General features: G+C 71.6%; 23 protein-coding genes. 7 read left to right on the top strand and 16 right to left on the bottom strand.

Translation table 11 applies throughout. The features are described from left to right. Nucleotides 1-471 precede the first annotated feature (471 nt). From HUW46_RS29570 to HUW46_RS29595, 6 genes are all read left to right on the top strand, one after another. Nucleotides 472-630 carry a hypothetical protein gene (locus tag HUW46_RS29570; protein WP_215542056.1) on the top strand — a complete coding sequence of 53 codons (159 nt, stop codon included), beginning with the start codon at nucleotides 472-474 and terminating at the stop codon, nucleotides 628-630. Nucleotides 631-710: 80 nt separating this feature from the next. Beyond that, entirely contained in the window at nucleotides 711-2,654 is a 1,944-nt protein-coding gene (locus tag HUW46_RS29575; protein WP_215542057.1) for a PatA/PatG family cyanobactin maturation protease, read from the top strand. Continuing rightward, nucleotides 2,639-2,869: a cyanobactin biosynthesis system PatB/AcyB/McaB family protein gene (locus HUW46_RS29580; RefSeq protein ID WP_215542058.1), complete on the top strand. Its 231-nt coding sequence runs from the start codon at nucleotides 2,639-2,641 to the stop codon at nucleotides 2,867-2,869. Before HUW46_RS29575 ends, HUW46_RS29580 begins: the two co-directional genes overlap by 16 nt. A 107-nt stretch (nucleotides 2,870-2,976) precedes the next feature. Next, nucleotides 2,977-3,279 (top strand): hypothetical protein, encoded by a 303-nt coding sequence (locus HUW46_RS29585; RefSeq protein WP_215542059.1) that lies wholly within the window; start codon nucleotides 2,977-2,979, stop codon nucleotides 3,277-3,279. Nucleotides 3,280-3,283: 4 nt separating this feature from the next. After that, nucleotides 3,284-4,972: a S8 family serine peptidase gene (locus HUW46_RS29590; protein ID WP_215542060.1), complete on the top strand. Its 1,689-nt coding sequence runs from the start codon at nucleotides 3,284-3,286 to the stop codon at nucleotides 4,970-4,972. 22 nt (nucleotides 4,973-4,994) lie between these two features. Continuing rightward, nucleotides 4,995-5,834 (top strand): SAM-dependent methyltransferase, encoded by an 840-nt coding sequence (locus tag HUW46_RS29595; protein ID WP_215542061.1) that lies wholly within the window; start codon nucleotides 4,995-4,997, stop codon nucleotides 5,832-5,834. Nucleotides 5,835-5,876: 42 nt separating this feature from the next. Here HUW46_RS29595 and HUW46_RS29600 read toward each other — a convergent pair whose 3' ends face one another. Together HUW46_RS29600 and HUW46_RS29605 are read right to left on the bottom strand one after the other, a co-directional pair. Continuing rightward, nucleotides 5,877-7,118: a macrolide family glycosyltransferase gene (locus HUW46_RS29600; protein ID WP_254125012.1), complete on the bottom strand. Its 1,242-nt coding sequence runs from the start codon at nucleotides 7,116-7,118 to the stop codon at nucleotides 5,877-5,879. Continuing rightward, nucleotides 7,111-7,719 carry a TetR/AcrR family transcriptional regulator gene (locus HUW46_RS29605; protein ID WP_215542062.1) on the bottom strand — a complete coding sequence of 203 codons (609 nt, stop codon included), beginning with the start codon at nucleotides 7,717-7,719 and terminating at the stop codon, nucleotides 7,111-7,113. Before HUW46_RS29605 ends, HUW46_RS29600 begins: the two co-directional genes overlap by 8 nt. 147 nt (nucleotides 7,720-7,866) lie before the next feature. On the opposite strand from HUW46_RS29605, the gene HUW46_RS29610 reads away from it, so the two are divergent. Beyond that, on the top strand, nucleotides 7,867-8,310 hold the full coding sequence (locus HUW46_RS29610) for a DUF3574 domain-containing protein (RefSeq protein WP_215542063.1): 444 nt from the start codon (nucleotides 7,867-7,869) through the stop codon (nucleotides 8,308-8,310). Between the two features lie 122 nt (nucleotides 8,311-8,432). On the opposite strand, the gene HUW46_RS29615 is transcribed toward HUW46_RS29610, so the two are convergent. From HUW46_RS29615 to HUW46_RS29680, 14 genes are all read right to left on the bottom strand, one after another. After that, nucleotides 8,433-8,978: a hypothetical protein gene (locus HUW46_RS29615; protein ID WP_215542064.1), complete on the bottom strand. Its 546-nt coding sequence runs from the start codon at nucleotides 8,976-8,978 to the stop codon at nucleotides 8,433-8,435. 72 nt (nucleotides 8,979-9,050) lie between these two features. Beyond that, nucleotides 9,051-9,281 carry a hypothetical protein gene (locus tag HUW46_RS29620; RefSeq protein ID WP_215542065.1) on the bottom strand — a complete coding sequence of 77 codons (231 nt, stop codon included), beginning with the start codon at nucleotides 9,279-9,281 and terminating at the stop codon, nucleotides 9,051-9,053. Further along, entirely contained in the window at nucleotides 9,278-10,003 is a 726-nt protein-coding gene (locus HUW46_RS29625) for an RNA polymerase sigma factor (protein WP_215542066.1), read from the bottom strand. The genes HUW46_RS29620 and HUW46_RS29625 overlap by 4 nt, the downstream gene beginning before the upstream one ends. A gap of 36 nt (nucleotides 10,004-10,039) precedes the next feature. After that, nucleotides 10,040-11,206, bottom strand: coding sequence for an AAA family ATPase (locus HUW46_RS29630; RefSeq protein WP_215542067.1), 1,167 nt, complete (start codon nucleotides 11,204-11,206; stop codon nucleotides 10,040-10,042). Between the two features lie 73 nt (nucleotides 11,207-11,279). Further along, entirely contained in the window at nucleotides 11,280-13,805 is a 2,526-nt protein-coding gene (locus tag HUW46_RS29635; RefSeq protein ID WP_215542068.1) for an nSTAND1 domain-containing NTPase, read from the bottom strand. A 108-nt stretch (nucleotides 13,806-13,913) separates the two neighbouring features. Then, on the bottom strand, nucleotides 13,914-14,720 hold the full coding sequence (locus tag HUW46_RS29640; RefSeq protein ID WP_215542069.1) for a DUF7192 family protein: 807 nt from the start codon (nucleotides 14,718-14,720) through the stop codon (nucleotides 13,914-13,916). A 14-nt stretch (nucleotides 14,721-14,734) separates the two neighbouring features. Then, the gene (locus HUW46_RS29645; RefSeq protein ID WP_215542070.1) at nucleotides 14,735-15,160 is read right to left on the bottom strand and encodes a hypothetical protein; all 426 of its coding nucleotides are present in this window, start codon (nucleotides 15,158-15,160) and stop codon (nucleotides 14,735-14,737) included. Then, the gene (locus tag HUW46_RS29650) at nucleotides 15,157-15,732 is read right to left on the bottom strand and encodes a hypothetical protein (RefSeq protein ID WP_215542071.1); all 576 of its coding nucleotides are present in this window, start codon (nucleotides 15,730-15,732) and stop codon (nucleotides 15,157-15,159) included. Before HUW46_RS29650 ends, HUW46_RS29645 begins: the two co-directional genes overlap by 4 nt. After that, nucleotides 15,717-17,135, bottom strand: coding sequence for a PrsW family intramembrane metalloprotease (locus tag HUW46_RS29655; RefSeq protein WP_215542072.1), 1,419 nt, complete (start codon nucleotides 17,133-17,135; stop codon nucleotides 15,717-15,719). The genes HUW46_RS29650 and HUW46_RS29655 overlap by 16 nt, the downstream gene beginning before the upstream one ends. Next, the gene (locus HUW46_RS29660) at nucleotides 17,132-17,389 is read right to left on the bottom strand and encodes a hypothetical protein (protein ID WP_215542073.1); all 258 of its coding nucleotides are present in this window, start codon (nucleotides 17,387-17,389) and stop codon (nucleotides 17,132-17,134) included. Before HUW46_RS29660 ends, HUW46_RS29655 begins: the two co-directional genes overlap by 4 nt. 170 nt (nucleotides 17,390-17,559) lie before the next feature. After that, complete coding sequence (locus HUW46_RS29665; protein ID WP_215542074.1) at nucleotides 17,560-18,711, bottom strand: hypothetical protein; 1,152 nt, start codon at nucleotides 18,709-18,711, stop codon at nucleotides 17,560-17,562. Nucleotides 18,712-18,796: 85 nt separating this feature from the next. Then, nucleotides 18,797-20,248, bottom strand: a complete 1,452-nt coding sequence (locus HUW46_RS29670; RefSeq protein WP_215542075.1) for an alpha/beta hydrolase — start codon at nucleotides 20,246-20,248, stop codon at nucleotides 18,797-18,799. Then, nucleotides 20,245-21,570 (bottom strand): cation:proton antiporter, encoded by a 1,326-nt coding sequence (locus tag HUW46_RS29675; protein WP_254125014.1) that lies wholly within the window; start codon nucleotides 21,568-21,570, stop codon nucleotides 20,245-20,247. The genes HUW46_RS29670 and HUW46_RS29675 overlap by 4 nt, the downstream gene beginning before the upstream one ends. After that, nucleotides 21,567-22,823, bottom strand: a complete 1,257-nt coding sequence (locus tag HUW46_RS29680; protein WP_215542076.1) for an NAD(P)/FAD-dependent oxidoreductase — start codon at nucleotides 22,821-22,823, stop codon at nucleotides 21,567-21,569. The genes HUW46_RS29675 and HUW46_RS29680 overlap by 4 nt, the downstream gene beginning before the upstream one ends. Nucleotides 22,824-22,903: the final 80 nt, after the last annotated feature.

Genomic DNA, 22,903 nt, shown 5'->3' on the forward strand with positions numbered 1-22,903 from the left:
CGGGTGCGCGGAATTGTCACCGGTCGTAGTTCGCGGCACACGATCGAGGAGTCGCCGTCCTGCCCGTTCAGCGGATTGCCGTTTTTTCGCGCGGCTCTCTAAGCTGATTCGGCGGACGAATTCACCGCGATCAGAATGGCCTGGACCAATTGCGTTCCGGGGTTTCCGGCGCCAATTGCCTGCTGGTCGAAAAAATCCCGGAGAGGGGAGGGGTGTGGCTGATGCGTGCGCGGGATCCGCCCGTGGTTGTCGTTGGCGCGCGGTCAGATTTTGGGCATGGCAAGGGAAATCGTGTGACCGCCGGGGGAAGGGTGGTCTTTTCCGCCGACGTGGTCCGCGATTATTCCGTCGAATTGGGCATGGTGATCAATCCGGGTGGACGAGGTTGGCCCGGCCCCGTCTCCGGTGCCGGGCACCTGCCGCCAAGTCATTTCCGTGAACCTTTTTCACAAGAGAAACCAGGGAGTAGGCATGACCGAGAATTTGATGGAATCCGTCGCCCCGCAGCTTTCGCCGCCGGTGACGAGGCAGCCGGTCGGCACCGCCGCCGAGACGGCCGACGGCGCCGAGCTGTCGATCCTCACCATCGGCCCGGTGACCATCAGCTTCGCCGCGGACGACGACGAGTAACCACGCCGTCGAAGTGCCGGGCCGCGCGGCCCGGCACTTCCCCGCCCGAGGCCCGAAAGGGCCGGGAGAACCGCGGAAGGGTGAGCGAAGTGTGCGAGGTGCCCGGTATTCCGGGGCTGGCCGAGTTGTGGCGCCGGACCCTCGGCGACGAGGACGTGTGCGTGGCGGTGGTCGACGGGCCGGTCGACCTCGGCCATCCGGCCTTCGACGGGGCGGCGCTGACCCGCCTGGCCGGGATCTGGCCGGAAGAAGGGCTCGACAGCGACAAGGCGGTGCACGGCACGCACGTGGCCAGCGTGCTCTTCGGGCAGCACGGCGGGCCGGTCACCGGGGTCGCGCCCCGCTGTCGCGGCCTGTCCGTTCCCGCGTTTTCCCAGCGCAAGGGCCGGACCTCGCAGCTCGAACTCGCCCGCGGTGTCGAGCTGGCGGTCGAGGCGGGCGCACACGTGGTCAACATCAGCGGCGGGCAGCTTTCCCCATCGGGCGAGGCGGACCGGACGCTGGCCGACGCGGTGCGGTACTGCACCGAACGCGGCGTGCTGGTGGTGGCGGCCGCGGGCAACGACGGCTGCTTCTGCGCGCATGTCCCCGCCGCGTTGCCCGGCGTCCTCGCGGTCGGCGCGCTCGACGACCGCGGGGTCCCGATGGCGATGAGCAACTGGGGCGCCGAGTACCGGAGCCACGGCATCGTCGCGCCGGGAGAGCACATCCTCGGCGCGAGACCGGGCGGCCGGACGGACCGGGCGACCGGCACCAGCCTCGCCGCGCCGATCGTGGCCGGGGTGGCCGCGCTGCTGCTGAGCCTGCAACACCGGGCGGGCCTCCGCCCGGATCCCCTCGCCGTCGGCACCGCGCTGCTGGACAGCGCCGACCCGTGCGACCCCAGCGGTTCGGCGGCGTGCGAACGATTCCTGACCGGGAAGTTGAACATAGAAAGAGCGGTAGAGACTGTGACGAGCTCGATGAGTGTGACGCCCCCAGAACCCGCCGCGGCGGACGTGGCAGGCGGCGAACCCCGCCAGGAGCCCGCCGCGCCGGAGCTCCTCGTTCCCAGCGCTTCGCCGGAACCGATCGTCATCCCCGAGCCCGCGAAGGAATCGTGCGGCTGCGGATGCGACGGGACCGCGCCGGACTCGTGCCGGAAGCCCGCGGTGGTGATGTCCGCGGAACCGGATCGTTCGCCCGCGGAGCACCCGGTGTACGCGATCGGCGTGCTGGGCTACGACTTCGGGACCGAGGCGAGGCGCGACTCGTTCAAGCAGCTGATGGCGCCCGTCGCCGCCGACGGGACCGTGGTGCCCGCGAACCCCTACGACGCGCGGCAGATGGTGGACCACCTTCTCGCGCACCCGTCGGAGGCCCGCGCGCTGATCTGGACCCTGAACCTGGAGCTGACCCCGATCTACGCGATCGAACCGGTCGGCCCGTACGCGGCGGAGGTGTACGAACTGCTGGCCCGGCTGCTCAGCGGGCAGGTGGCGGCGCCGACGAGCGACGACTTCCTGGAGCGCGTCGCCGTGCCGGGGCGGTACAGCGGCCGGACCGTGCGGCTGTTCTCCGGGCAGTCGGTCCCGGTGATCGAGCTGGAACAGCGCCGAGGGCTCTACGGCTGGGAGGTCAACCGGCTCACCGAATCCGCGGTCGACGCCGCCGAAGCCGTGCCGGGCGAGAGCGACGACGAGGCGACGAAGCAGGCGCTGCGGCAGTTCCTCACCCGGGTCTACTACGACCTGCGCAACCTCGGCTCGACCTCGCGCGACCGGGCACTGAACTTCGCCGCCACCAACGCCTTCCAGGCGGCGCACACCTTCGCCACCGCGCTGGCCGAGAAGATGGCGCTCGACACGATCACCGTGGAGAAGAGCCCGTTCTGCCGCCAGGACAGCGACTGCTGGGACGTCAAGCTGCGGTTCTTCGACCCGGAGAACAGCCGCCGCGCGAAGCGGGCGTTCCGGTTCACCATCGACGTCAGCGATCTCCTGCCGGTCACCCTCGGCGACGTCCGCGAATGGGCCGAGACGTGACCGCGCGGCCGGGAATCGCGCCCCCGCAGGTGGCGCCGGTCCGGCGCCCGGAACTGGTGGAGCCGCACCGCTGCGTCGACGTCGTGCACGGCACACCCGACGAACTGATCGCGATGCGCCTGCGCCTCATGCACGGAGCCAACTTCAACGACCCCCAACGCTGGCTGGACCCGACCTACCAGCGAATGCGGTCCTCGTTCCCGCGAAACACTTGACAGTGGTCGGTTTGCGTGGCGGTGCGGGTGGCGGTGCAAGTTGCTTGCCCGCTCAAGCGGCTCCGCCGCTTACCAAAGCACAAGCAATTCCCCAGGAGTGAAGCGTCATGCCGAATCCGAAGACGCCGAGGCGTCGTCCGCCCGCGGCGCGGCGGCGCGTCGAAGCGCCGAGCGAACCCGCCGTGAGCACCGAACCGGAACAACCCGCCGGGGAGCAGGTGAGCATCGAGGAGGTGGAAGCGGCCGTGGCGCTGGCGGACCGGCTCGACCGGCCGGTCCGCATCCCGCCCGAGCGCAGGCTGGACACCGGCCTCGCGGACTACGCCATGTGGTTTCGCATGTTCTCGGCAGCGCCGTCCGCGCCGCCGCCGTCGGGCGGCGACACCAGGGCCGGGCGGATCTGGGCCTGACGCCGTGGCCGAGATCGCCGCCATCCCCGGCGTCGGAGAGCTCTGGGCGCAGACCCTCGGCGACCCGGCCGTCACCATCGGGCTCGTCGAGGGGCCGCCCGAGCTGTCCCATCCGTGCTTCGACGGCGCCGACCTCACCGTGCTGGAACCGCACTGGCTGCCGCGCGTGCCGGTGGTGGACGGGCTTCCCGAGCACGCCACCTTCGTCGCGAGTGTCCTTTTCGGACAGCCGGGTGGCCCGGTGCGGGGCATGGCGCCGCGGTGCCGGGGGCTGCTCGTCCCCGCGCTGCGGGACGAGCCGACACTCCTGGACCCGGTCAACGCCGTCCGCGCGATCGAAACCCTCGTCGAAGCCGGGGCGGACATCGTGCACTTCGCCGCGTCCCACCCCACCGGATCCGGTGACGCGGACCCGTTGCTCGCCGGTGCCGTGCGACGGGCGTACGAAGCGGGCGTGCTCGTGGTGGCCCCGGCGGGCAACGACTACGGCGGGAACTACGTCGCGCCCGCGGTGCTGCCGGAGGCGCTCGCCGTGGGCGCGCTCGACGACGACGGCGTGATGTTCCGGTTCAGCAACTGGGGCGAACGCTATAGCGGGCACGGGATCGCCGCGCCTGGCGGCGATCTCACCGCGGCCGCGCCCGGTGGCGGCACGTCCGTCCACAAAGGAACCAGCGTCGCCGCGCCGATCGTCACCGGTGTCGCCGCGCTGCTGGCGAGCCTTCGCCAGCGGCGCGGGCTGCCACCCGATCCGCTCGCCGTCCGCGACGCGCTGCTCGCCAGCGCGCGTTCGTGCGGCGGGGCGGACAGCCACGGCGAGCCCGCTCGCTGCTTGGCGGGCAAGCTCGACGTGCCCGCCGCCACCCGGCTCGCGCTCGCCGGTGCGCGGCCCGAAGTGGTCCTGTCGGCGCGGCGGCGGAACCCGGTGTACGCGATCGGGACACTCGGCTACGACTTCAAGACCGAAGCCCGCCGGGATTCCTTCCAGCAGCTGATGGCACCGGCGAACCCTTACGACGCAAGGAAGATGACCGAGCACCTCGCCGCGCACCCGACCGAGGCGAAGGCGCTGACCTGGACGCTGCACCAGGAACTGACCCCGATCTACGCGATCGAGCCGACCGGACCGCACGCGGCCGAAGGGTACGCCGTGCTGGCCCGCCTGCTGCGGGGGCAGCTCGAAGCCCCGTCCAGCGACGGTTTCGTCGAGCGGGTCGTGCTTCCCGGCGCGCACGACGGGCGGACGGCGCGGCTGTTTTCCGGGCAGTCCGTGCCGGTGCTCGAACTCGACCGGCTCAGCGGCGTGCACGGCTGGGAGGTCAACCGGCTCGCCGCGGCGGTGCTGCCAGGCGGGTCCCGCGTGGCGCTGCGCCAGTTCCTCGACCGCGTCCACCACGACCTGCGCAACGCCGGGGCAACCTCGGCGGACCGGGCGCTGAACTTCGCCGCTGCCAACGCTTTCCAAGCCGCGCGGATCTTCGACGCGGCGCTGGCCGCCGGGCTCGCCTTCGACGGTGTCACCGTCACGCCGAGCCCGTTCGGCCGGCCGGGCGGCGACTGCTGGGACGTGAAACTGCGGTTCTTCGACCCGGAGAACGACCGCCGCGCGAGGCGGGCGTTCCGGTTCACCGTCGACGTCAGCGACACGCTGCCCGTCGCACTCGGCGAGGTCCGCGAATGGGCCGAGCCGTGACCACCACCTCCGAGAGGAAGCCATGTCAGAAACCCCTTCCCACCCCGGCGTCGTCGAGGTCCCGTGGAACCTCACCGTGCCGGAGGCGGACATCCACCTCGTCGGCTACGGCATGCGGATGCCCAACGACCTGACGCTGGAAGCACTCGCGGTGCTCAAGCGCTGCAAGCGGATCTTCGGCATCCCGCCGCTGCACGCGCCCGAGTTCGGCATCCCGGAGATGGAAAACCTGTACCTGCACTACGGTCCGGAGAAGAACCGGCGCCAGACCTACCGGGAATGGCTGGACCTGGTGCTCGACGCCGCCGCCACCGACGCGCCGGTCGCGCTCGCCACCGGGGGCAGTTCCATGGTCGGCGCGCTCGTGCCGCACCGCATCCTCGAGGAGGCCCCGCGCCGCGGGCTCACCGTGCACGTCACCAACGCGGTGTCCTGTTTCGACGGTATCTGGGCGGATCTCAACATCGAGCCGTTCTTCGGGTTTTCCGTGTGGGAGGCCACCGCGTTCGTCAAGCTCGGCATCGCGCCGGACACCAGCGCCGCGCTGATGCTCCCGCAGGCGCCGATCTTCGACGTCAGCACCGGCCCGGACGTCGGCACCAACACCATGACGACCAGTTCGGCGGTGTCCGCCCTTCGCGACCACCTGCTCCGGTACTACCCCGGCGGGCACCAGGTCCGCTTCGTCCACACCGGATCCGGCACGGGGGCGCGGGCCATGACGGCGGCCATCGAGACGCTGCCGCTGGCCGAACTCGACCACCCCGGCCGCAACCTGCTGAGCACCCTGGTCGTTCCGCGGCTCGAACCGAGCGCTCAACTGGACTTCGCGCGCCGAGAGGAAGCGGCGGCGAAGAGTTAGGGGCCGGTGCCGGGGCGGCGGACCCGCCCCGGCACCGAACTGTCAGCCCGGATGGCGGGTCCTGAGGTAGTCCTCGATGGCCTCGGCCGCCGCGGGCGCCCCGCCGTCTTCGCCGAGGGAAGCGCCGATCGCTTGCGCGGCTTCGCGCGGAGAAGAACCGGACAGGGCGTTTTCGACGGCGGCTCGCAGCTCCGCGACCGGGACCGGCCGCTTCGACAGGTTGTGCCGCAGCACGGTCGCGGCGCCACGGCCCGCCACGGCCTCGCCGATCACGAGCTGTTCGACCTGCTGGGGCACCACGACCAGCGGCACCCCGCAGGCGAGTCCTTCCAGCGCGCTGTTCATCCCGCCGTGCGTGACGAACGCGGCGGCGCGGCGCAACACTTCCAGCTGGGGCACCGAAGCGCGGATCAGCGTGTTCGCCGGGGGCTTTCCCAGCCGTGCCGGGTCGGTGTGCGAGCCGGCCACGAGCAGTATCCGCGCGGGCAGCCCGCCCAAGGCCTCGAAGCAGGCGCGGAAGAACGCGTCGCTTCCGGCGTGCAAGGTGCCCAGCGACACCAGGACGACCGGTTCGGGACCGTCGGTGAAGGCGGCGAGTTCGTCGTCGAGCGGGGCGTCTTCGCGCGGCGGGCGGATCGTGGGCCCGACGAAGTGGCAGCCGTCGTCTATGCGCGGATCGGGCGACTGCATCCAGCGCGGCACCGGGAAGACGGTCACGTCGCCGCGCATCGGCAGGCCCGGCGCGGGCGGGTAGGCGTCCTTCCCGAATTGGCGCACCACGCGGCGCTTCGCCGAGCGCGCCGCGGGCACGCCGGGGATGGCCTCGCCGAGGAAGTGGAGCCATTCCCGCGCGTTCAGGCGTGCCATGGCCTTGCCGCCGATCAGCATGGTCGTCATCAGCGAGATCATCGGCAGGCCGAGGCGTGCCGCGGCCATCCGGCCCCAGATCGCGTTGGAGTCGAACGCGATCGCGTCGGGACGCCGGGTGTCCAAATCGGACAGCAGCAGGGGCAGCAGCGCTTCGGTCGCCGTCAGCACCCTGGCCACCACCCTGACGGGGCCACCGTTACGGGTGGCCTCGGCGATGTCGGCGGGGCCGAGCGTGCCCGCGGGGTAGGTGCGGAATTCGCAGCCCGCCTCCTCGACCCGCGCGCGGAAGTCGTCGCTGGTGTAGTAGGTGACCTCGAAGCCGCGGCGCGCCAGTTCGCGCACGATCGGCAGGCTCGGGTTGAAATGGCCCGCGGCGGGCATACCCGCCACGACGATCCGCTTCGCGTCAGTCATCGTGCTGTGCTCCTTGCCGGTAACCGGCTTGCCTGAGGACGTCGATGAAGTACGCCCTGATCGCGTCCTCACCGCTGGTGTCGGGGTGGACGCTCACGTAGAGCAGCGCCGCGCCGCTGAGAATCTGTTGCAGGACAACGGGATCTACCTGCGACGGGAACTGCCCGGCGCGCCGCGCCCGGTCGAGGGTGGCGCGCACCGCCTCCGCTCCGCCGCGGCCGCGGGTCTCCGCGTAGGTCCGGAGCAGCTCGGGGTAGTCGTCGACCGTGGCGTACAGCCGCCGCATCAGCTTGCGGTCGCGGGGGCCGCCGAGCTGCACGGCCCAGCTCGCGACCATGGCCTCGACGTCCGGCCACTCGGGCGCGGCCTCGTCCGCGTCGCGGTATTCCCACTCGATCGCCCGCACCAGCAAGGCGGTCAGGTCGGGGAACCGGCGGTACACCGTGGCGCGGGTGACCCCGGCGAGCCGCGCCACCTGTTCGACGCTGACCTGGGCGACGCCGCGTTCGAGCAGCAGATCGATCGCGGCGGTGAGGATCGCCTCGTCCGCTCGCGCGTTGCGCGGCCTGCCAGGGGGTCGCGCGGTGCCTTCCGATCCCATGGTAGTTACAATACAGACCTGTATCGTATTGCAACTACCATGGGACGCGGATCACTGGTCCTGCTGTCCGGGTGACCGTCGAACGGGTGCTGCGCTTCCGTCGCGATGTCCCGTACTTTCCTTGGGGGACAAGGAAAGGGGACCGTCATGGAGAAGTCGCGAAGGACCGCGTCCGCCGCCGCGGCGGCACTGGTGATCGGGCTGGGCGGCGGTGTCGCCTCCGCCTCGGCCACCGCTCAACCAGCCACCGAACCCGCCGCCGCGGTCGGCACGCCGTCCAAGCGGACGGAGCTGTACTTCGGCACCGAGAAGCCGACGGGCGGCGTGGTCACCCCCGAGGACTTCGAGAACTTCGTGGACAAGGAGATCACGCCCGCCTTCCCGGACGGCCTGACCAAGTTCACCGCCACCGGGCAGTGGAAACGCGGGGCGGAGATCGTGAAGGAGACGACGTACGTGGTCGTGCTGTTCTACCCGCTGGGCAACCGGAAGGCCGACGGCGAGATCGAGGAGATCCGCGCCGACTACAAGAAGTTCTTCGACCAGGACTCGGTGGCCAGAGCCGACGACACGCAACGCGTCTCTTTCTAGCGGGGCCCGTTGAACGCCCCGAAGGTGGCCTTCGGGGCGGTAGATGCCCTGAAAGCCACTTTCGGGGCGTGCGCGCGGGGACCCGGGCGGCGACACCGCGGCTGGAAGTCCATAGTGGACTGTCAGGGGCGGTCGGCGAGCGTGGTGTCCGCGCCGCCGGTCCTGCTGATCAGGGTCACGTGCGACGGGCCGATCTTCTCGAGCGTCCGCGCGAGCAGGTCCTCGTGGACGCGGGAGCGGCGCGCTTCGAGCCGGACCACCGGGCGGTTCGGGGTGGTCTGGTCCAGCTGCCCCGCCCGGATCCCCGCCGGGACGGCCTGGCGCGAACGCAGCCGCACGCCGATGACCATGGTGTCCGGCGAGCCGGGCGACCGGTCGTGGTCGAGCACGATCTTCTCGACGGCGTCCCACGGAACCGTCCAGCGGCCGATGCCGAGGTTGCCGGGGTGCAGGTACAGCACGGTGTTTTCCCGCTGGTAGCGCCGGATGGCCGCGGCGGGACCGCCGATGAGCAGCGCGGTCCCGAGCGCGGTGATCCACTTCTGGTCGAGCAGGACGCCGAGCGCGCCGAGCAGGAACACCGCGCCGAGCACGAGCGCGATGCCGAGCCAGAACAGGCCGAACCGGGCGGAGGAGAACGGGCGGGCGATGCGGTACTGCTTGGTCATGGGGGCCACCTGAGAACGTCGTTTCGCTGTCCCCGGTGAAGACCCCGTCCCGCCGGGAATGGTTGGGGTGCTTCAGAACGGCCGCGCGCGGATCTCGGCGATCAGGGACCGGGGCAGGGCTAGTGCGGGATCCGTGCCGGGCTGCTCGGCGGCGAGGCGCACCCGGCAGGCGGCGGCGTGCAGCGCTTCCTGCGCCGCGGCCGTGTTTCCCAGCAGCAGCAACGCGATCCCGAACAGCCGCTGCCGGTACGCGGGATCGGACAGGGAGAACTCGTCGCCGGGCTCCGGTGTGCGGGCGCTCATGGCGCGGTCTTCAAGAACGCCTCGATCCGTTTGACCGCGGTGTGCACGTTCTTCTTCGCGGCCCCTTCGGTGATCCCCATGATCTTGGCGGTCTCCTTGTAGGTGTACCCGCCGAAACCGTGCAGCACCACGGTTTCGCGTTCGCGCGGCTGCAGCGCGTCGAGCAGCCGGAGCAGGTACTGCCGCAGCAGGACCAGTTCGTCGACGGCCAGCCCGGCCCGTTCGCGGAGCACGGCGATCTTGTCGTCCCCGTCGCCTTCCACGCGTTCGCGGGTGACGATCATCCGCCGCATCGCGTCGTTGGTGGCGTTCTTGACCGAGGTCCACACGTAGGCCCGCAGCGACTCCGGTTCGGTGATCTCGGGCTTGCGCGCGAACACCCGCATGAACGCCGTCTGCACCACGTCCTCCGCCTCGGCCCGGTTGTCGCTGAGGTGCTCGCGGGCGTAGCTGGTGAACGCTTCCCGCGACCCGTCGAAGAGTTCGACCAGCATCCCGGTGAACCGCGCTCCGCCGTCCGGTGCGGTGGTGGACCCGGAGACCCTGGTGATCCCGCCACGCGGCGCCGGGACGGCGAACCGGCCCGGCGCCGCCGCGAAGTCCCGCAGCAGCGCGCCGATGAGCGCGCTGAGCGCGTCGTCGTGCCCGGCCGCCTGGTCGTCGAAGGTCATGCCGGGCCTTTCCTCGCCGAGCTGGTTCTGGGGCAGCACTGTGGTGTTCATATCGAGTGGGACCCCGGCTCGGCGAAAAAAGTTGGGTCACTCGATCGGGTGATCCAGGCCGAGGGCTTCGCGGTGCGCCGCCGAGATCCCGCGGACCACCCGCCACGCCCTCGCCTGCGCCAGGGTGGCCCCGGCTTCGAGCAGCTTCGCCGCGTCGATGCTCGCACGCGGCGAGAACATCACCGGTAGCCGCTTCTCGGTAGCGGCGGCCCGCAGCCCGCGCACCTCTTCGAGGATCCGCACCGCTTCGGCCTGCCGCGACGGGGCCTGAGCCAGTGCCACCCGGCGTTCCAGCCGCTCGTCGACCTGGACTTCGAGTACCGCGAACCGGTCGAGCGTCGCCGCGTCCAGCGCCTGCCTGCCGACGTACTGCCGGTCCCCGCCGGTGCCGTAGGTGTTCCCGGTGGCGACTAGGCAGAAGTCCCGGTGCGCGGTCACCATGCCGTCGGCGAACGCGCAGACCCCGAGCGCGAGCGCCTGGTTGAGCTCCGCGAGCAGGCCGGGGTGCCCGCTGTCCAGTTCGTCGAGCAGCATCAGCCCGCCGTGTTCGAAGGCACGCCGGAACGGGGTGTCGTGATAGTGGCCGTGCGCGTCGAAGTAGCCGAAGACCTTGCTCATCGGGGTGGTCGGGCCCAGTGACAACGCGTGGAAGGCGAGCCCGAACGCCTCCGCGGCCTGTTCGGCCATCGTGGACTTGCCGGTGCCAGCCGGGCCGACCAGCAGGACGTGGCAGCGGGCGCGCAGCGCGAGGAGGAGATCGGGCAGCACGGCGTGGGTGTCACCGGAGACCTCGGCCGGGTCCGGCCGGTGCCCGTCGACCTGGATGATCCTCGGTGACTCCTCGGCGCACACCTTCGCCGCTTCGTCACGGGCGACTTCGCGCATTCGCCCGGCGCAGTCCCGCAGCAGTTCCTTCGCGGTCGTTTCCGCGACCTTCGCCGCGCGCACCTCGGTTTCGCTGCGATCGGGCTGCCACCCGGACAGCAGTTTTTCGAAGGTCCCCTTGGCCGTGGCGGCCGCGATCCGGCGCACCGAAGCGTCGTTGCGCTCGATCCGGTCCGAAACCCGGCGCGCGATCGCGGCCGCCGCCTCGGTCGCGGTTTCGCGAGCGACATCCGTGACGAGTTTTTCGTGCACTCGCACGGCTTCCAGTGCCGCTTCCTTCGCGGATCGGCGTACCTCGGCAAGGGTGCTTTCGCGCATCACGGGTCCTTTTGCGTCGCTCGGCCGGACACCGGTACCGACCGCTCGTGCGCCGGAAAGGTTGGGCCGGCACTCAGGAATGGTGATACGACCGGACGGTCGCGTTCGGATAACCCATTCCCATTCCCACGGGCTGTCTTTCCTCCTTCGCGCACGTGCCGCCCGCGTAGACCGCCTGGTTCTCGTTGGCGTGGCTGTAGATCGAGCGGGCCGTGAAGCTCAACGGGTGGCAGGTGGCACCGCTCGAATGAACCATCGGCATCGCGACCATCTCACCGGTGAAGTCGGGCCCCTGCCAGAAGCAGACGTACAGCTCGCGGCACTGCGCGCTGACAGACGGCGGCACGGGCCCCGGCACCAGCGACGGCGGGCCGGTCGACGGTGGCGGGGGCGGCGGTGCGCTGCTGGCCGAACTGGGCGGCGCCACGCGGGAAGACGGCGGCGGGCTCGCGGACGTGCTCGGGGGCGGGGAGGACGGGGTGCCGGTGCTCGGGCTGGGCGGCGCGGCACTGCTGCTCGGCAGGCCACCTCCGGCGGCGGGTGCGGCATCCCCGCCGGGGCGCCGGGTCTGGTTCACCGCGACCGTGGTGACCACCACCGTCGCGGCCACCACCAGCACGGCCGCACCGGTCGCCGCGGCCAGCCGCCAGCGCCGGTGGCGGGACCCGGCCCTGATGAAATCCCGTTGCCGCGCGGTCAGTTCGGCGCCGCGTTCGCCGAGCCACTTCCGCGCCTCGGAGAGGGAACCTCCGCGCGGCAGCAGGTCCCGCGCGCCGTCGGCCGCGGCCCAGCGCGTGATCTGCTGGTCGAGGTGATCGCGCCAGTGCAGGAACGCGCGATCGTCCTCCAGCCAGCCGCGCAGCCGCGGCCAGTGGTCGATCAGCGCCTGGTGGGCCAGTTCGGCGTGCGGCTCGCCGTCCATACCCTGGCCGACCACGACCAGCCTGCTCTTCGCCAGGTGGTGCGCGAGGCGCCGCAGGCCGGGGTCGAGCGCGGCCATCAGGACCGCGCGGCGCGAGAACTGCTCGCCGTCGGGGCGGGCGAGCTGGGTGAAGAAGCGGCGCAGGAACTCGACTTCGCCCCTGCCGACGAACTCGGCGATCGCGGATTCCGCCGCGCGGGTCACCGCGCCGGCGACCCCGCCGATCCCGGTGTAGGCCGCCGTGGTCATGAACCCGCCGTCGCGTTCTTCCCACAGCTGCGTCAACAGCGATTCCACCAGCGGCAGCTGTCCCGGTTCGGCACCGGCGTCGTCGAGGATGCGGTCGACGAGCCCGTCCTCGAAGTACAGGCCGGGCGCCCTGGTCGACGGCCCGACGATCGCCGCGCGCAGCTGCGCCGGTCCCATCGGGGCGAGCGTGACGATCGCGGTGCCGAGCGCGTCCTTGGTGTCCTCGGTGAGCAGATCGCCCATCGCGTTCCAGCGCAGCGTGACCAGTACGCGCAGCGGCACGCTCCCGCCGGCGCCGAGCAGCCGGACGAGCAGCCGCAGGAACTCCTTGGCCGCGTCGAGGTCCTCGGCGGCCAGTTCCTCGAACTGGTCGAGGAAGAGCACCATCCCCGCTTCGCGACCGGCTTCGAGCAACGCGTTCGCCAGCCACCGCACCGCCCCCGGATCGGTGGGCAGCCGCACGGCCAGCGCCTGCGCCCAGCGGAACTGGTCGGTGGCTGGCAGGTCAGGGTGCAGGAGCCGGGCCATGGCGAGCGCGAGCGAAAGCGGGCCCGTCACACCGGGCATCGGCCGGAACGGCACGATCGCCGCGCCCGCGGCCCGCAGGCGCGGCAGCATGCCCGCGCGGATCAAGGAGGACTTGCCGGTCCCGGAATGCCCCATCACCGCGACCAGCGGCCTGCGCGCGACGGCGTCGGAGAGCCGCTGGAGATCGTCCTCGCGGCCGAAGAAGAAGTCCGCGTGCCGTTCGTCGAACGGTTCCAGGCCGCGGTACGGGTTCGGCACCCGGCCGGGATCGGTGCCGAAGACGCGCTCGATCGGGATGAGGTACGCCGTGGCCACCAGCGGGCCGGCGTGCGCGGCGACGGTCATCCCGACGACCGCCCTGGCGTCGGAGTCCCATACCGGGGAACCGCTGAACCCGCCGACGATCGGCTGCTCGCCGGGCGTGCCTTCGAGCTGGAGCCACTGCGTGCCCTGCAGATCGCGGAACACCCCCGACGACCAGACGCCGTCGGGGAAGTCCCCGGGGAACCCGAGCACGCGGAATTCGTGCCCCCAGGCGCTTTCCACCCTGGCCAGCGGTGGCACCTGCGCCGCGTCCGGGGCGGGCTCGGCGAGTTCCAGCAGCGCGATGTCACCGGTGCCGTCCGGCAGGATCGGCAGCCAGGTCACCACCGCGGCGGAGAACCGCTTCGCACGGGAACCCGGCCCGGTGACGAGCGGGAAGTCGACCGTGCAGGCCGCCGAGGGCCGCTCCCAGTTCGCGGGGTCGCCGCCCACCGCGGCGGTGACGACGTGCGCGCACGTCGCGATGACGTTCGGTGCCAGCAGGAAGCCGGCGCCCGCCACCGTGCCGTCCGGGCCCAGCACGCGGACGACGGCGCGCCCCAGCGGACCGTGACCGTCCCCCGACCGGTCTGCCATGCCGAACTTTCCTCCTGAGTCGAGTGGTGGACAGGTTACCGTCCGCGTTCTTCCCGCGGCCGGGGCCGGGGCGTCCACCTCCTTGACGCCGCCGGGCAGGGAAGCGTTTCAGTTCAGCAGGCCCAGCCCGCGGAACAGGTCTTCGCACCACGTCCGCGCCGAGTCGAGCGTGGCCCAGCGGGTGTCGTGCCGGTCCAGGTTCGGGAACACGTACGGATCGGCGATGTCCTCCGCCAGGTCCTCGGCACGGGACGGGTGCGGGATCCCGTACCGCGACCGTTTCAGCAACGCCGCCGAGCGGCGGGCGGAGCTGTCCCAGACGCCGAACCACAGCCTGCGCAGCATCGCGGGATGCGCCATCGCGAACAGGAGCCTGCCGACGTCGAGCGGTTCCCCGGCCGGGATCACCTTCGCCACCGCGGAAAACCGCTCCCGCCCGACCCGCGCCGAAAAACCGGACCAGATCTCGACGCTGTGCCCCGCTTCGATGATCGCCGTGCACAACGCGGCCAGCGCGATCCCCCTGTTCCGGATCGTCCGGTGCGCGACGGTGTGCGAACAGGACGCGGGGACCAGGAAGGTGACCACCCTGCCCCGCGCCGAGGTCCAGGACGGGACGGCGTCGACCATGCACTCCGGCACCCCGCTGAGGTAGGCGCCGACGTCGACCTCGCCGCCGGTGACGTCCCAGCACGGCAGCAGCGTCGTGGAGCGGAGGCCGTCGCCGGACCGTTCGCGGAGTGCGGCGATGCCGACGTCCACTTCGGGCAGTGCCCGCGTCCAGCCCGCCGCGGCGAGTTCGAGTGCTTCGTCCCAGGACGCGCCGGCCCACCGGGAATCCCCGTGGCGGCCCGCCCCGTCCGGGATGGAATCGGGTGCCCGCGCGAGGTCGAGGAATTCCGTCCAGGACGGCACCGGCGGCAGGCTCGTCACCTCGCCCCCGATTCGGTGGCGAGCGCCTCCGCGGCGTGGAGCACCGCGTCGATCTGGACGGCCGTGGCTCCGTGCTCGGCGACGATCGCGCGCGAGAGCAGGATGTGCAGCACGGTCACCGAGTCCGCCGGTACGCCGTCGAGGAGCGCCGTCGCGCCGAGCGTCGCGCGGATCAAGCGCACCGCCGCGGTGGCGTCGATCCGCTGGTGCGTCCCGGCCCAGGCCGGCGCGGAGTCGACGAACGCCGGGATCCGCCGGTCGCCCGGCATCGCGAACCGGCGCGCGGCCAGCACGGTGAACACGGCGGAAGCGAGCGTGGCGAACTCGGCGTTCTCGCCTGGCCGGTGCCGCCGGAGTGAACCGGCCAGGTCGGCGCACACCAGCAGTTCCCGGATCAGCGGCCGGGACGGCATCGCGGTCATCGTGGCCCTCCTCCGAAGAAGTCCTTGATGGACTGCCACTTCTTGACGGCGCAGATACCGCTGACCGTCACGACCATGACCGACGAGGTGAAATCCGCCGGTGCCGCGGGCTGGTCGTGCGCGGCCGGATGCGGCCCGGCCGGTTGGACCGGGGCGCCTTTGACGCCCGGTTTCCGCGTCAACCCCCTCTGCGCGTCCTCGAACGTCTCGGGGAACTTGACCAGGGTGCCCGACCCGCTTCCCTTCTTCTCCGTGCTTTCGATCTCGTCCTCGACCCCGGCTTCCCGGCTGCTCGTGGTCCCGCGCGACTTCCGCTTCGGGCCGTCCAGCGGTGGCAGGTTGTTCGTCAGCCGCGAGTGGAACAGGAGCCACATCGCGTAGGCGATGTCGGCCGCGATCGCCAGCCCCAGCAGGGTGTATGCCCCGAGTGCGGCGATGTCGCCGCAGCCGAACCCGGACAGGTCGGCCGCGCCGTAGCTGACCTGTCCGCACTGGCTGGCGAGTGCCGCGGTGGGAACGCAGAGCGGCAGGCCGAGCGCCACCGCGATGATGATCATCAACCGCCAGAACATGTCAGTCCCTCCCCCGTGCACCGTTGCCGCAGCGCGGATATCTCGGTCCGCAGCGCGCGTTCGCTCGCGGGCGGGCGCGGATCCGGGTCGCGCGCGAGCCGCCATCTCGTCGCGGCCAGTTCGAGCTGCCGGTCCCGCAACCGTCCGAAGTGGACATAGCCGCGAACGCCGTACCGCTGGCAGGCCCGCAGCCGTTCGGCGATCCGCAGCCGCGGATGGGACAGCACCGGGAGTTCGGCGCGCGTGACGGCCCCGAGCCCGGTGGCGGATTCGACGAGCAGCACCGCCCGCAGCGCCCGTGCTTCGTGGCGCGCGCCCAGCCACAGCGCCACGCCGACGACCACGAGCAGCGGCCCGCTCAGCGTCGCGTAGTTCAACGGCATCGCCAGCAGCACTTCGGCTTCCTGGCTGCCGCCGTGCCACGGCATGCCGCCGTTGAAGGACGCGAAGTTCCAGAAGAAGTGCCCGAGCACGGCCGTCGCGAACCCGGCCGCGACGCAGACGACGCGCCCCGCCCACCCGCCGTACCGGCTCGCCAGTCCCACCGCGGCCCCGAACAGGCCGGTGAACAGGACGTGGCCGAACAGCACCCCGCCGGCCCACTGCCGCACCCACACGTGGAACGCGGCCTGGTCGAAGTTCGCCATGGCGAACCGCGCGGTTTCCGCGAAGTTGAACCCGGCGCCCGTCATCCCGCCGAGCACGGCACCGGTCAGCACGCCGTCGAACCGGCGGCGGAGCAGGTGGAAGACGACGAGCACACCGGCCGCCTTGGCGCATTCCTCCCACAACGGGGCCGCGAGCACCATCGACGCGGGCTGCGCGCCGAGGTCCGCCGGAACCCAGTCGTCGGACAGGGACCGGAGCGCGAGCGCGCTGTGGGCGGTTTGGGCGAGGCAGCCGAAGGTGAACGCGAACGTCACACCCCAGCCGAACGCGAGCAGCGAGAACCGCAGCGGGATCCGCCGGAACCTCGGCAGCCGGTGCAGCACCCACACCGCGAACACGGCGCCGGGCACGGCCATCGCGGTGCCCGCCGGGTTCACCAGGAACACCTTGGCGAACGGGAAAACCGGCATTCCGGTGGCGCAGACCAGTGCCGCGCACCGGTTCGCGGCCACGAGCTTCCGCGCCCGCTCGCCGTCACGGGCGAACCGGGCGATGACCGCGGGCCCCGTCACGAGCAGCGCGGCCCCGCACCCGGTACCGACGGCCATGCCGATCAGGTAGGTCGCGGCCATCCCGCCCGGCGTCGGGTAGCGGTCCCCGGGGAACGACATCAGCAGTTGCCCGCGCCACCACGGGAACAGCAGCAGGCACGCGGTCGCCAGCACCACGGTCGCGAGCCAGACCGCTGCGGTCGTCCGTACCGCGAAGCCTCCCCGTCGGAGAACGGCGGTCACGCCGGGCATTTCCGGTCCACCGCCTCCCGCAACCGGGACAGTCCGGTAAGGCCCCGCAGTGCCGCGGGCCCGTCGCCCAGCCGTTCGAGGTCCCCGGCGACCGCCAGCGCGGCGCCGCGCAGTTCCTGGTCGCTCACCGCGGCGGCCCCGCTCTCGAGGCGTCCGCCGATTTCGCGCAGCTTCCCGGTCAGCCCGGTCAGGTCACCGGAGACGGTCCGCGCGTCGGCCACGTCTTTCGCCGCCGTTCGCACCACCGAGCCCAGTTCGCCGCACCTCCTCGCGTCCTCCGAGGACTGGGCGAAGCAGGAACACAGCGAGAGGCTGATGGCGAACGCCGTTCCCGCTGCGGCAGCCCGCCGCGGTATCTTCCGTTTTCCGTTCTGAGACAAGTTTCTTACCCTCCAGAAAAGTCGCATTAGGACGGTCATCCCAGGTCGACCGGGATGTCGAACGGCGCCGGTGCGGGGGACCAGCTGCCCGCCGCCTTCTTCTTGAGGCGGGTGGCGGTCACCTCGGCCGCGCCGATGCTCGCCCGCACCGTGCCGCGCTGGAACTCCGCCGGGACGGCGAACGTCATCAGCCCGCCGGACTTGAGCGGCCAGGGCCCGAGCACCTCCGTGCTCATCGTGGTGCTCCCCGGTTCAGCGGGGATCGCGGTCCCGTCGGGCAGCCGGAGCGAGAACACCGCCGGATCCGAGAGTGCGAGGTCGAAGAGCGGTGAGAACGGATCGAACGGCCGGGAGACGACCGGCCTCGGCACCACCAGCCACGCCCCGCCGGGCGGTGCCCAGCCGCGCCGCGGGGTGTAGGGCGCCAGCGTCGCGGTGGGTTTGTCGGTCAGGTGCGCGGGATCCATGGTCTTGAACCCGGCCGCGAACTCCACCGGGGTGCGGCCGCCGCCCAGCGGCGTGGAGATCCCGCCGGAAAGATGGCCCGTCCAGGTCAGTTCCGCGGAGTTCCTGCGGTAGTAGCCCGCGATCGCGTCGGGCCCCCTGCGGCCGGTGCGCAGGTCCATCGTCTGGGTGCGCCCGGCGTCGGTCACCCTGATCGACACCGGCGCCCCGGCGGGCACGCTGGCCACCACGACCGCGCTGTCGAGCTTGACGTCGACGCCGCTTTTCGGCGGGGTCAGCGGAATCCGGTGCAGCGCGGTGGGCGCGCCGCCGACCACCAGCTCCGCTTTCGGTTTCGGATCGTCTTCGTCCGGCACCCACTGCCCGGCTCGCACCCGCGAGTCGGCGGCGACGACCACGAGCTCCTGCCCCGGTTCGGCCCGCCGCTCGCCGATGCCCGACGCCGCCACCGGTCCCTTGATCGCCTTGCCGACGGCGAAGGCTTCCACCCCGAAGGCGAAGAACGGGCCGTCGAGCCGGCCTTGACCGTCCTCATAGGACTGAACGGTCAGCTCGGAACCCAGCCACACCGGCGGGGAGCCCGCCGTGCGCTCGAACTCCTCCACCGAGTTCGGGCGCTGCGCGGGTAATCCCGCGACTTCCGGCGGCGGCTCCGAGCCGTTCGTGCACGAGGCCACCAGCCCCGCGCACACCAGCCCAACGACAACGGCACCACACCGCATCCGTCCTCACCTCCCGCGATCGACACACCACCCAGGACAGGGCGGGCACGCGAAAGGTTGGGCACGGGAACGGAGAACGGCGTTTTCACCCGATGGGGGCCGGGCAGCTCAGGTCGGCCGCCGGGAGCTTTCCGGTGGCGAGGTACGCGGCGGCGGGGGCGTCGACGCACGGGTTCCCGCGCAGGAACGTCACCGCCGGGTTCAAGCCGCCCTGCTCGGTGACCAGCCGGGAACCGGGCAAGGTCGCGTGGAGCCGCTGGGCGTCGCGATAGGCGAGTGCGATGTCGTCGGTGGCGTGCACGATCAACGCGGGTGGCAGGCCCGCACCGGTGATCGGCACCGGAGTGCGGGGCGCCCGCGGCCAGAACGCGCACGGCGAGAGGTACCAGGTGTTGTTCCAGGTCGCGAACGGGGCGGTGGCGTGCAGCTTCGTGGCGTCGTCGTGCCACTGGCGCCAATCGCGCGGCCACGCGGTGTCGGCGCACTGCACGGCGGTGAACACCGCGTAGTCGTTGTCGCCGTGATGTGCCGCGATGGCCTGGTACGCGGTCACGACGGCCTTTTCGTCGCCGTGGTGAAAGGCCGCGAGGGTGTTCGCGAGGAACGGCCACAACCCGCTTTCCCAAGCCACGTTGTGGAACGTGGCCTCGAACTCGAACGGGCCGACCACCCCGCCCGCGGGCTTGGCCTTCACCGCGCCGCGCGCGCCGTAGTACGCCGCGGCCACGGTTTCCGGCGCGGTGCCGAGGTGGTAGACGTCGTCCTTGCCCGCGACCCAGGCGAAGAAGTCCTTCGACCTGGCGTCGAAACCGGGGTCCTCCTGCTCGATGTAGTGCCGGTACCAGTCGGCGTCCTGGCGCGCGACGCTGTCCAGCACCGCCCGGCGCAGCTTCCCGGGGAACAGGGTGCCGTACACCGAGCCGACGTAGGTGCCGTAGCCGTAACCGAGGTAGTCGATGGTCGGCTGTCCGAGCGCGCGCCGCACGTCGTCGAGATCGCGCGCGCTGTCCTCGGTGCTCATGTGCGGCAGCAACGAGCCGTACTTCGCCGCGCATTTCATCGTGTACGCCAGCGGGCGGGACAGCAGGCGCAGTTCCTCGCCCGCGTTCGACGGCACCGGATCGGGCCACGGCGGGGCGAAGTAATCCTTGTCGCAGCTCATCGACGGCGTGCTCGCGCCGACTCCGCGCGGGTCGATGCCGATGATGTCGTAGCTCGCGACGAGGTCCGGCGGCATCGCACCGGCGACGGTGCCCGCCACCGCGCGCCCGGTGATGCCGGGGCCGCCGGGGTTGACCACCAGCACGCCCTTCGGCGCGGCGGCCTTCTTGCGGCTCAGCGCCAGTGTCACGGTCGGGCCGTGCGGTCGCGCGTGATCCAGTGGCACGGCCAGGGTGGCGCAGTCCAGGCCGAGCTTGGCCAGGTCCGCCTCCGCGCACGGCGCCCACGGCAGGCCGGGTTGCGCGGCGGCGGGCATGGCGGGCACGAGGCCGGTCACGAGGACGGCCGCCGCGACGGCGGCCCTCAGCTTCTTCATGCGTGTTCCTCCACAGTGGACGGTCGATCGACTGCGCTCGCGGTGGATCGGCGGATGGTCGACCGGAGCACCACCGGGGCCATCAGGGAGGTCGCGATCGCCAGCAGCAGCACGGTCGCGTACATGCCGGGGGTGAGCAGCCCGAGGCCGCGCCCGACCGAGGCGACCACGACCCCGACCACGCCCCGCGCGTTGAGGCCCGCGCCGACCGACAGCGCGTCCCAGTGCGCCAGCCCGCCGATCCGGCCGCCCGCGTACCCGCCGCCGAACTTCGTCGCCGCGGCGACCAGCAGCACCACGGCGGCCATCGCCAGCGTCGCGGCGTCGGCGAGGTTCGTGAGGTCGACCCGGAGGCCGACGGTGGCCAGGAACAGCGGGGCGAGCACGGACATCACCATGATCCGCAGCGGTTCGAGGCGCGCCCGGTCGAGCCCGGGGCAGCTGCCCACCACGACCCCGGCGACGAACGCGCCGAACACCGCCTCCAGCTTGAGCGCCTGGCTCGCCGCCGCGCCGAGCGAAACCACGGCGACCACGGTGACGATCAGCGGGCCGGGACCGCTCGACCGGCTCGCCCTGGTCAGCGCCAGCCGCACCAGCGGGCGGACGACCAGTCCCGCGGCGAGCAGGAACCCGAGCAGCACGCTGATCGACATCAGCACCGAACCGGGGTGCACACCGGCCACCGCCATCGCCGAGACGATCGAGAGCAGCAGCCAGCCGATCGCGTCGTCGAACACGCCCGCGGTGAGGATCAGCTTGCCCACCCTGGTTTCCAGCAGGTTCATGTCGGCGAGGGTCTTGGCGATCACCGGGATCGCGGTGACGCCCATCGCGACGCCGAGGAACAGGGCGAACACGGTGCGGTCCACGCCGCCGGGGAGGAACCGGTCGGGCATCAGGTAGCCGGCGAGCACGCCGCCGCCGATCGGGAGCAGCACCCCGCACACCGCGACCGACGACGCGGGTTTCACCTGGTCCCTGAGCTGACCCAGTTCGAGGGTCAGTCCGGTCAACCCGACCAGGAGCACCACGCCGACCTGGCCGACGGAGTCCAGCAGGTGTGCCTGCTGGGCGTCCGGCGGGAACAGCCACGAGGTGACCGAGGGGATCGCCGCGCCGAGCAGGGACGGGCCGAGCAGCACACCGGCGGCCAGCTCGCCGACCAGTGGTGGCAGCGAAAACCGGACCGCGAGCCTGCCGAACAGGAGCGCGAGCGTGAGCAGCACGCCGACCTGCAGCAGGAACAGCCACAGCGAATCGGCCGCGATCGGGGGCGGCGGCTGCGCCACCGAGGCCGACACCGCCGTCGCGGCGATCACGGTTCGACGGTCCCGGTGAGCGCGGGCTCCTCTTCCGCGCCGGGGATGCGGAACAGCTCCGACATCGCGAGCCTGCCGGAGATCACCGCGACGAACGCTTCGCGCGCGTTGGGGTACCGCTCGTTGAAATCGGCCATCGACCGCGCCTGCTCGAAGTAGTCTTCGCGATCACGCGTCGGGTCGTAGAAGAACCGCACGTAGTCCAGGAAGCTCGACACCATGTTGTGCACGCCCGCGGCGTAGGCGGCCAGCGCGCGATCGGCGAGATCGGGCCTGCGCAACACCGTGTCGACGGCCTTGGCCGCCGCGTCGGCACCGAGCACGGCCAGGCACACCCCGCCGGAGAACAACGGGTCGATGAACCCGCTCGCGTCCCCTGTGGACAGCCAGCCCGGCCCGGTGACCGCGGCCGAGCGGTAGGACCAGTCGCGTGTGGACCGGAACTCGGCGACCCGCTTCGCGCCGAGCAGAAGGCGTTTCAGCTGCTTGCTTTCCGCGACACCGGCTTCGTAGAGCTCGTCGATCGACGGACCGCCGGAAACCAGGCTCGCGGTCGGGGTCACGTAACCGACGCTGAGCCGCCGGGTTTCGGTTTCCACCGGGATCGCCCAGAACCAGCCGTGCGACACCCGCTCCACCAGGATGTTGCCGAGCTGGCCGTCGGGCAGGTCCGCGGTGTCCTCGAAGTAGGTCCAGTAGGCGAGGTTGCGCAGGTCTTCGGCCCACTCGATGGTGGTCAGCTTCCTGGACAGCACCCTCGACTGCCCGGACGCGTCGACCACGAGCGGGGCGCGCGCTTCGGTGGTCTCGCCGCCCGCTTCGTAGCGGACACCGGTCACCCTGCCGTTTTCGAGAAGCGGTTCTTTGACGGTCGCCTCTTCGACCACGGTCACGCCGAGTTCGCGCGCGTGGTCGAGCAGGATCTCGTCGAATTCGGCCCGGCGCACGTGGAACGAGTAGTCGTACGGGCCGTCGATCTCGGCGAAGTTGACGTTCCACAGATCGCGGTTCTTGCCCCACACGATGCTGAGCCCGTTCTTGCGCGGGAAACCGACCCGTTCCAGGCGTTCGGTGACGCCGAGCTCGTCGAACACCGAGAGCATCCCGGTGATCAGCGACTCGCCGATGTGGTACCGGGGGAAGAGTTCGCGCTCGAGGACCAGCACCCGGTGCCCGCGCTGGGCGAGCAACCCGGCGGTGGTGGCACCGGCCGGTCCGCCGCCCACGACCACTACGTCGAATTCCACAGCCATCCCCAAGCCCTTCTGCGTGGCGTACGGTTGCTTCACCGTGCTACTGGCGATCCTGATCGGTGCCAGGGGAGTGAGAAATC

The organism is Amycolatopsis sp. CA-230715 (assembly GCF_018736145.1).
GTDB lineage: Bacteria > Actinomycetota > Actinomycetes > Mycobacteriales > Pseudonocardiaceae > Amycolatopsis.

Excerpts from the sequence above, each read along its gene's own strand:
- HUW46_RS29570 (WP_215542056.1), top strand. The coding sequence starts at position 472 with ATGACCGAGAATTTGATGGAATCCGTCGCCCCGCAGCTTTCGCCGCCG.
- HUW46_RS29580 (WP_215542058.1), top strand. The coding sequence starts at position 2,639 with ATGGGCCGAGACGTGACCGCGCGGCCGGGAATCGCGCCCCCGCAGGTG.
- HUW46_RS29585 (WP_215542059.1), top strand. The coding sequence starts at position 2,977 with ATGCCGAATCCGAAGACGCCGAGGCGTCGTCCGCCCGCGGCGCGGCGG.
- HUW46_RS29595 (WP_215542061.1), top strand. The coding sequence starts at position 4,995 with ATGTCAGAAACCCCTTCCCACCCCGGCGTCGTCGAGGTCCCGTGGAAC.
- HUW46_RS29600 (WP_254125012.1), bottom strand. The coding sequence starts at position 7,118 with ATGACTGACGCGAAGCGGATCGTCGTGGCGGGTATGCCCGCCGCGGGC.
- HUW46_RS29605 (WP_215542062.1), bottom strand. The coding sequence starts at position 7,719 with ATGGGATCGGAAGGCACCGCGCGACCCCCTGGCAGGCCGCGCAACGCG.
- HUW46_RS29610 (WP_215542063.1), top strand. The coding sequence starts at position 7,867 with ATGGAGAAGTCGCGAAGGACCGCGTCCGCCGCCGCGGCGGCACTGGTG.
- HUW46_RS29615 (WP_215542064.1), bottom strand. The coding sequence starts at position 8,978 with ATGACCAAGCAGTACCGCATCGCCCGCCCGTTCTCCTCCGCCCGGTTC.
- HUW46_RS29620 (WP_215542065.1), bottom strand. The coding sequence starts at position 9,281 with ATGAGCGCCCGCACACCGGAGCCCGGCGACGAGTTCTCCCTGTCCGAT.
- HUW46_RS29625 (WP_215542066.1), bottom strand. The coding sequence starts at position 10,003 with ATGAACACCACAGTGCTGCCCCAGAACCAGCTCGGCGAGGAAAGGCCC.
- HUW46_RS29630 (WP_215542067.1), bottom strand. The coding sequence starts at position 11,206 with ATGCGCGAAAGCACCCTTGCCGAGGTACGCCGATCCGCGAAGGAAGCG.
- HUW46_RS29635 (WP_215542068.1), bottom strand. The coding sequence starts at position 13,805 with ATGGCAGACCGGTCGGGGGACGGTCACGGTCCGCTGGGGCGCGCCGTC.
- HUW46_RS29645 (WP_215542070.1), bottom strand. The coding sequence starts at position 15,160 with ATGACCGCGATGCCGTCCCGGCCGCTGATCCGGGAACTGCTGGTGTGC.
- HUW46_RS29650 (WP_215542071.1), bottom strand. The coding sequence starts at position 15,732 with ATGTTCTGGCGGTTGATGATCATCATCGCGGTGGCGCTCGGCCTGCCG.
- HUW46_RS29665 (WP_215542074.1), bottom strand. The coding sequence starts at position 18,711 with ATGCGGTGTGGTGCCGTTGTCGTTGGGCTGGTGTGCGCGGGGCTGGTG.
- HUW46_RS29670 (WP_215542075.1), bottom strand. The coding sequence starts at position 20,248 with ATGAAGAAGCTGAGGGCCGCCGTCGCGGCGGCCGTCCTCGTGACCGGC.
- HUW46_RS29680 (WP_215542076.1), bottom strand. The coding sequence starts at position 22,823 with ATGGCTGTGGAATTCGACGTAGTGGTCGTGGGCGGCGGACCGGCCGGT.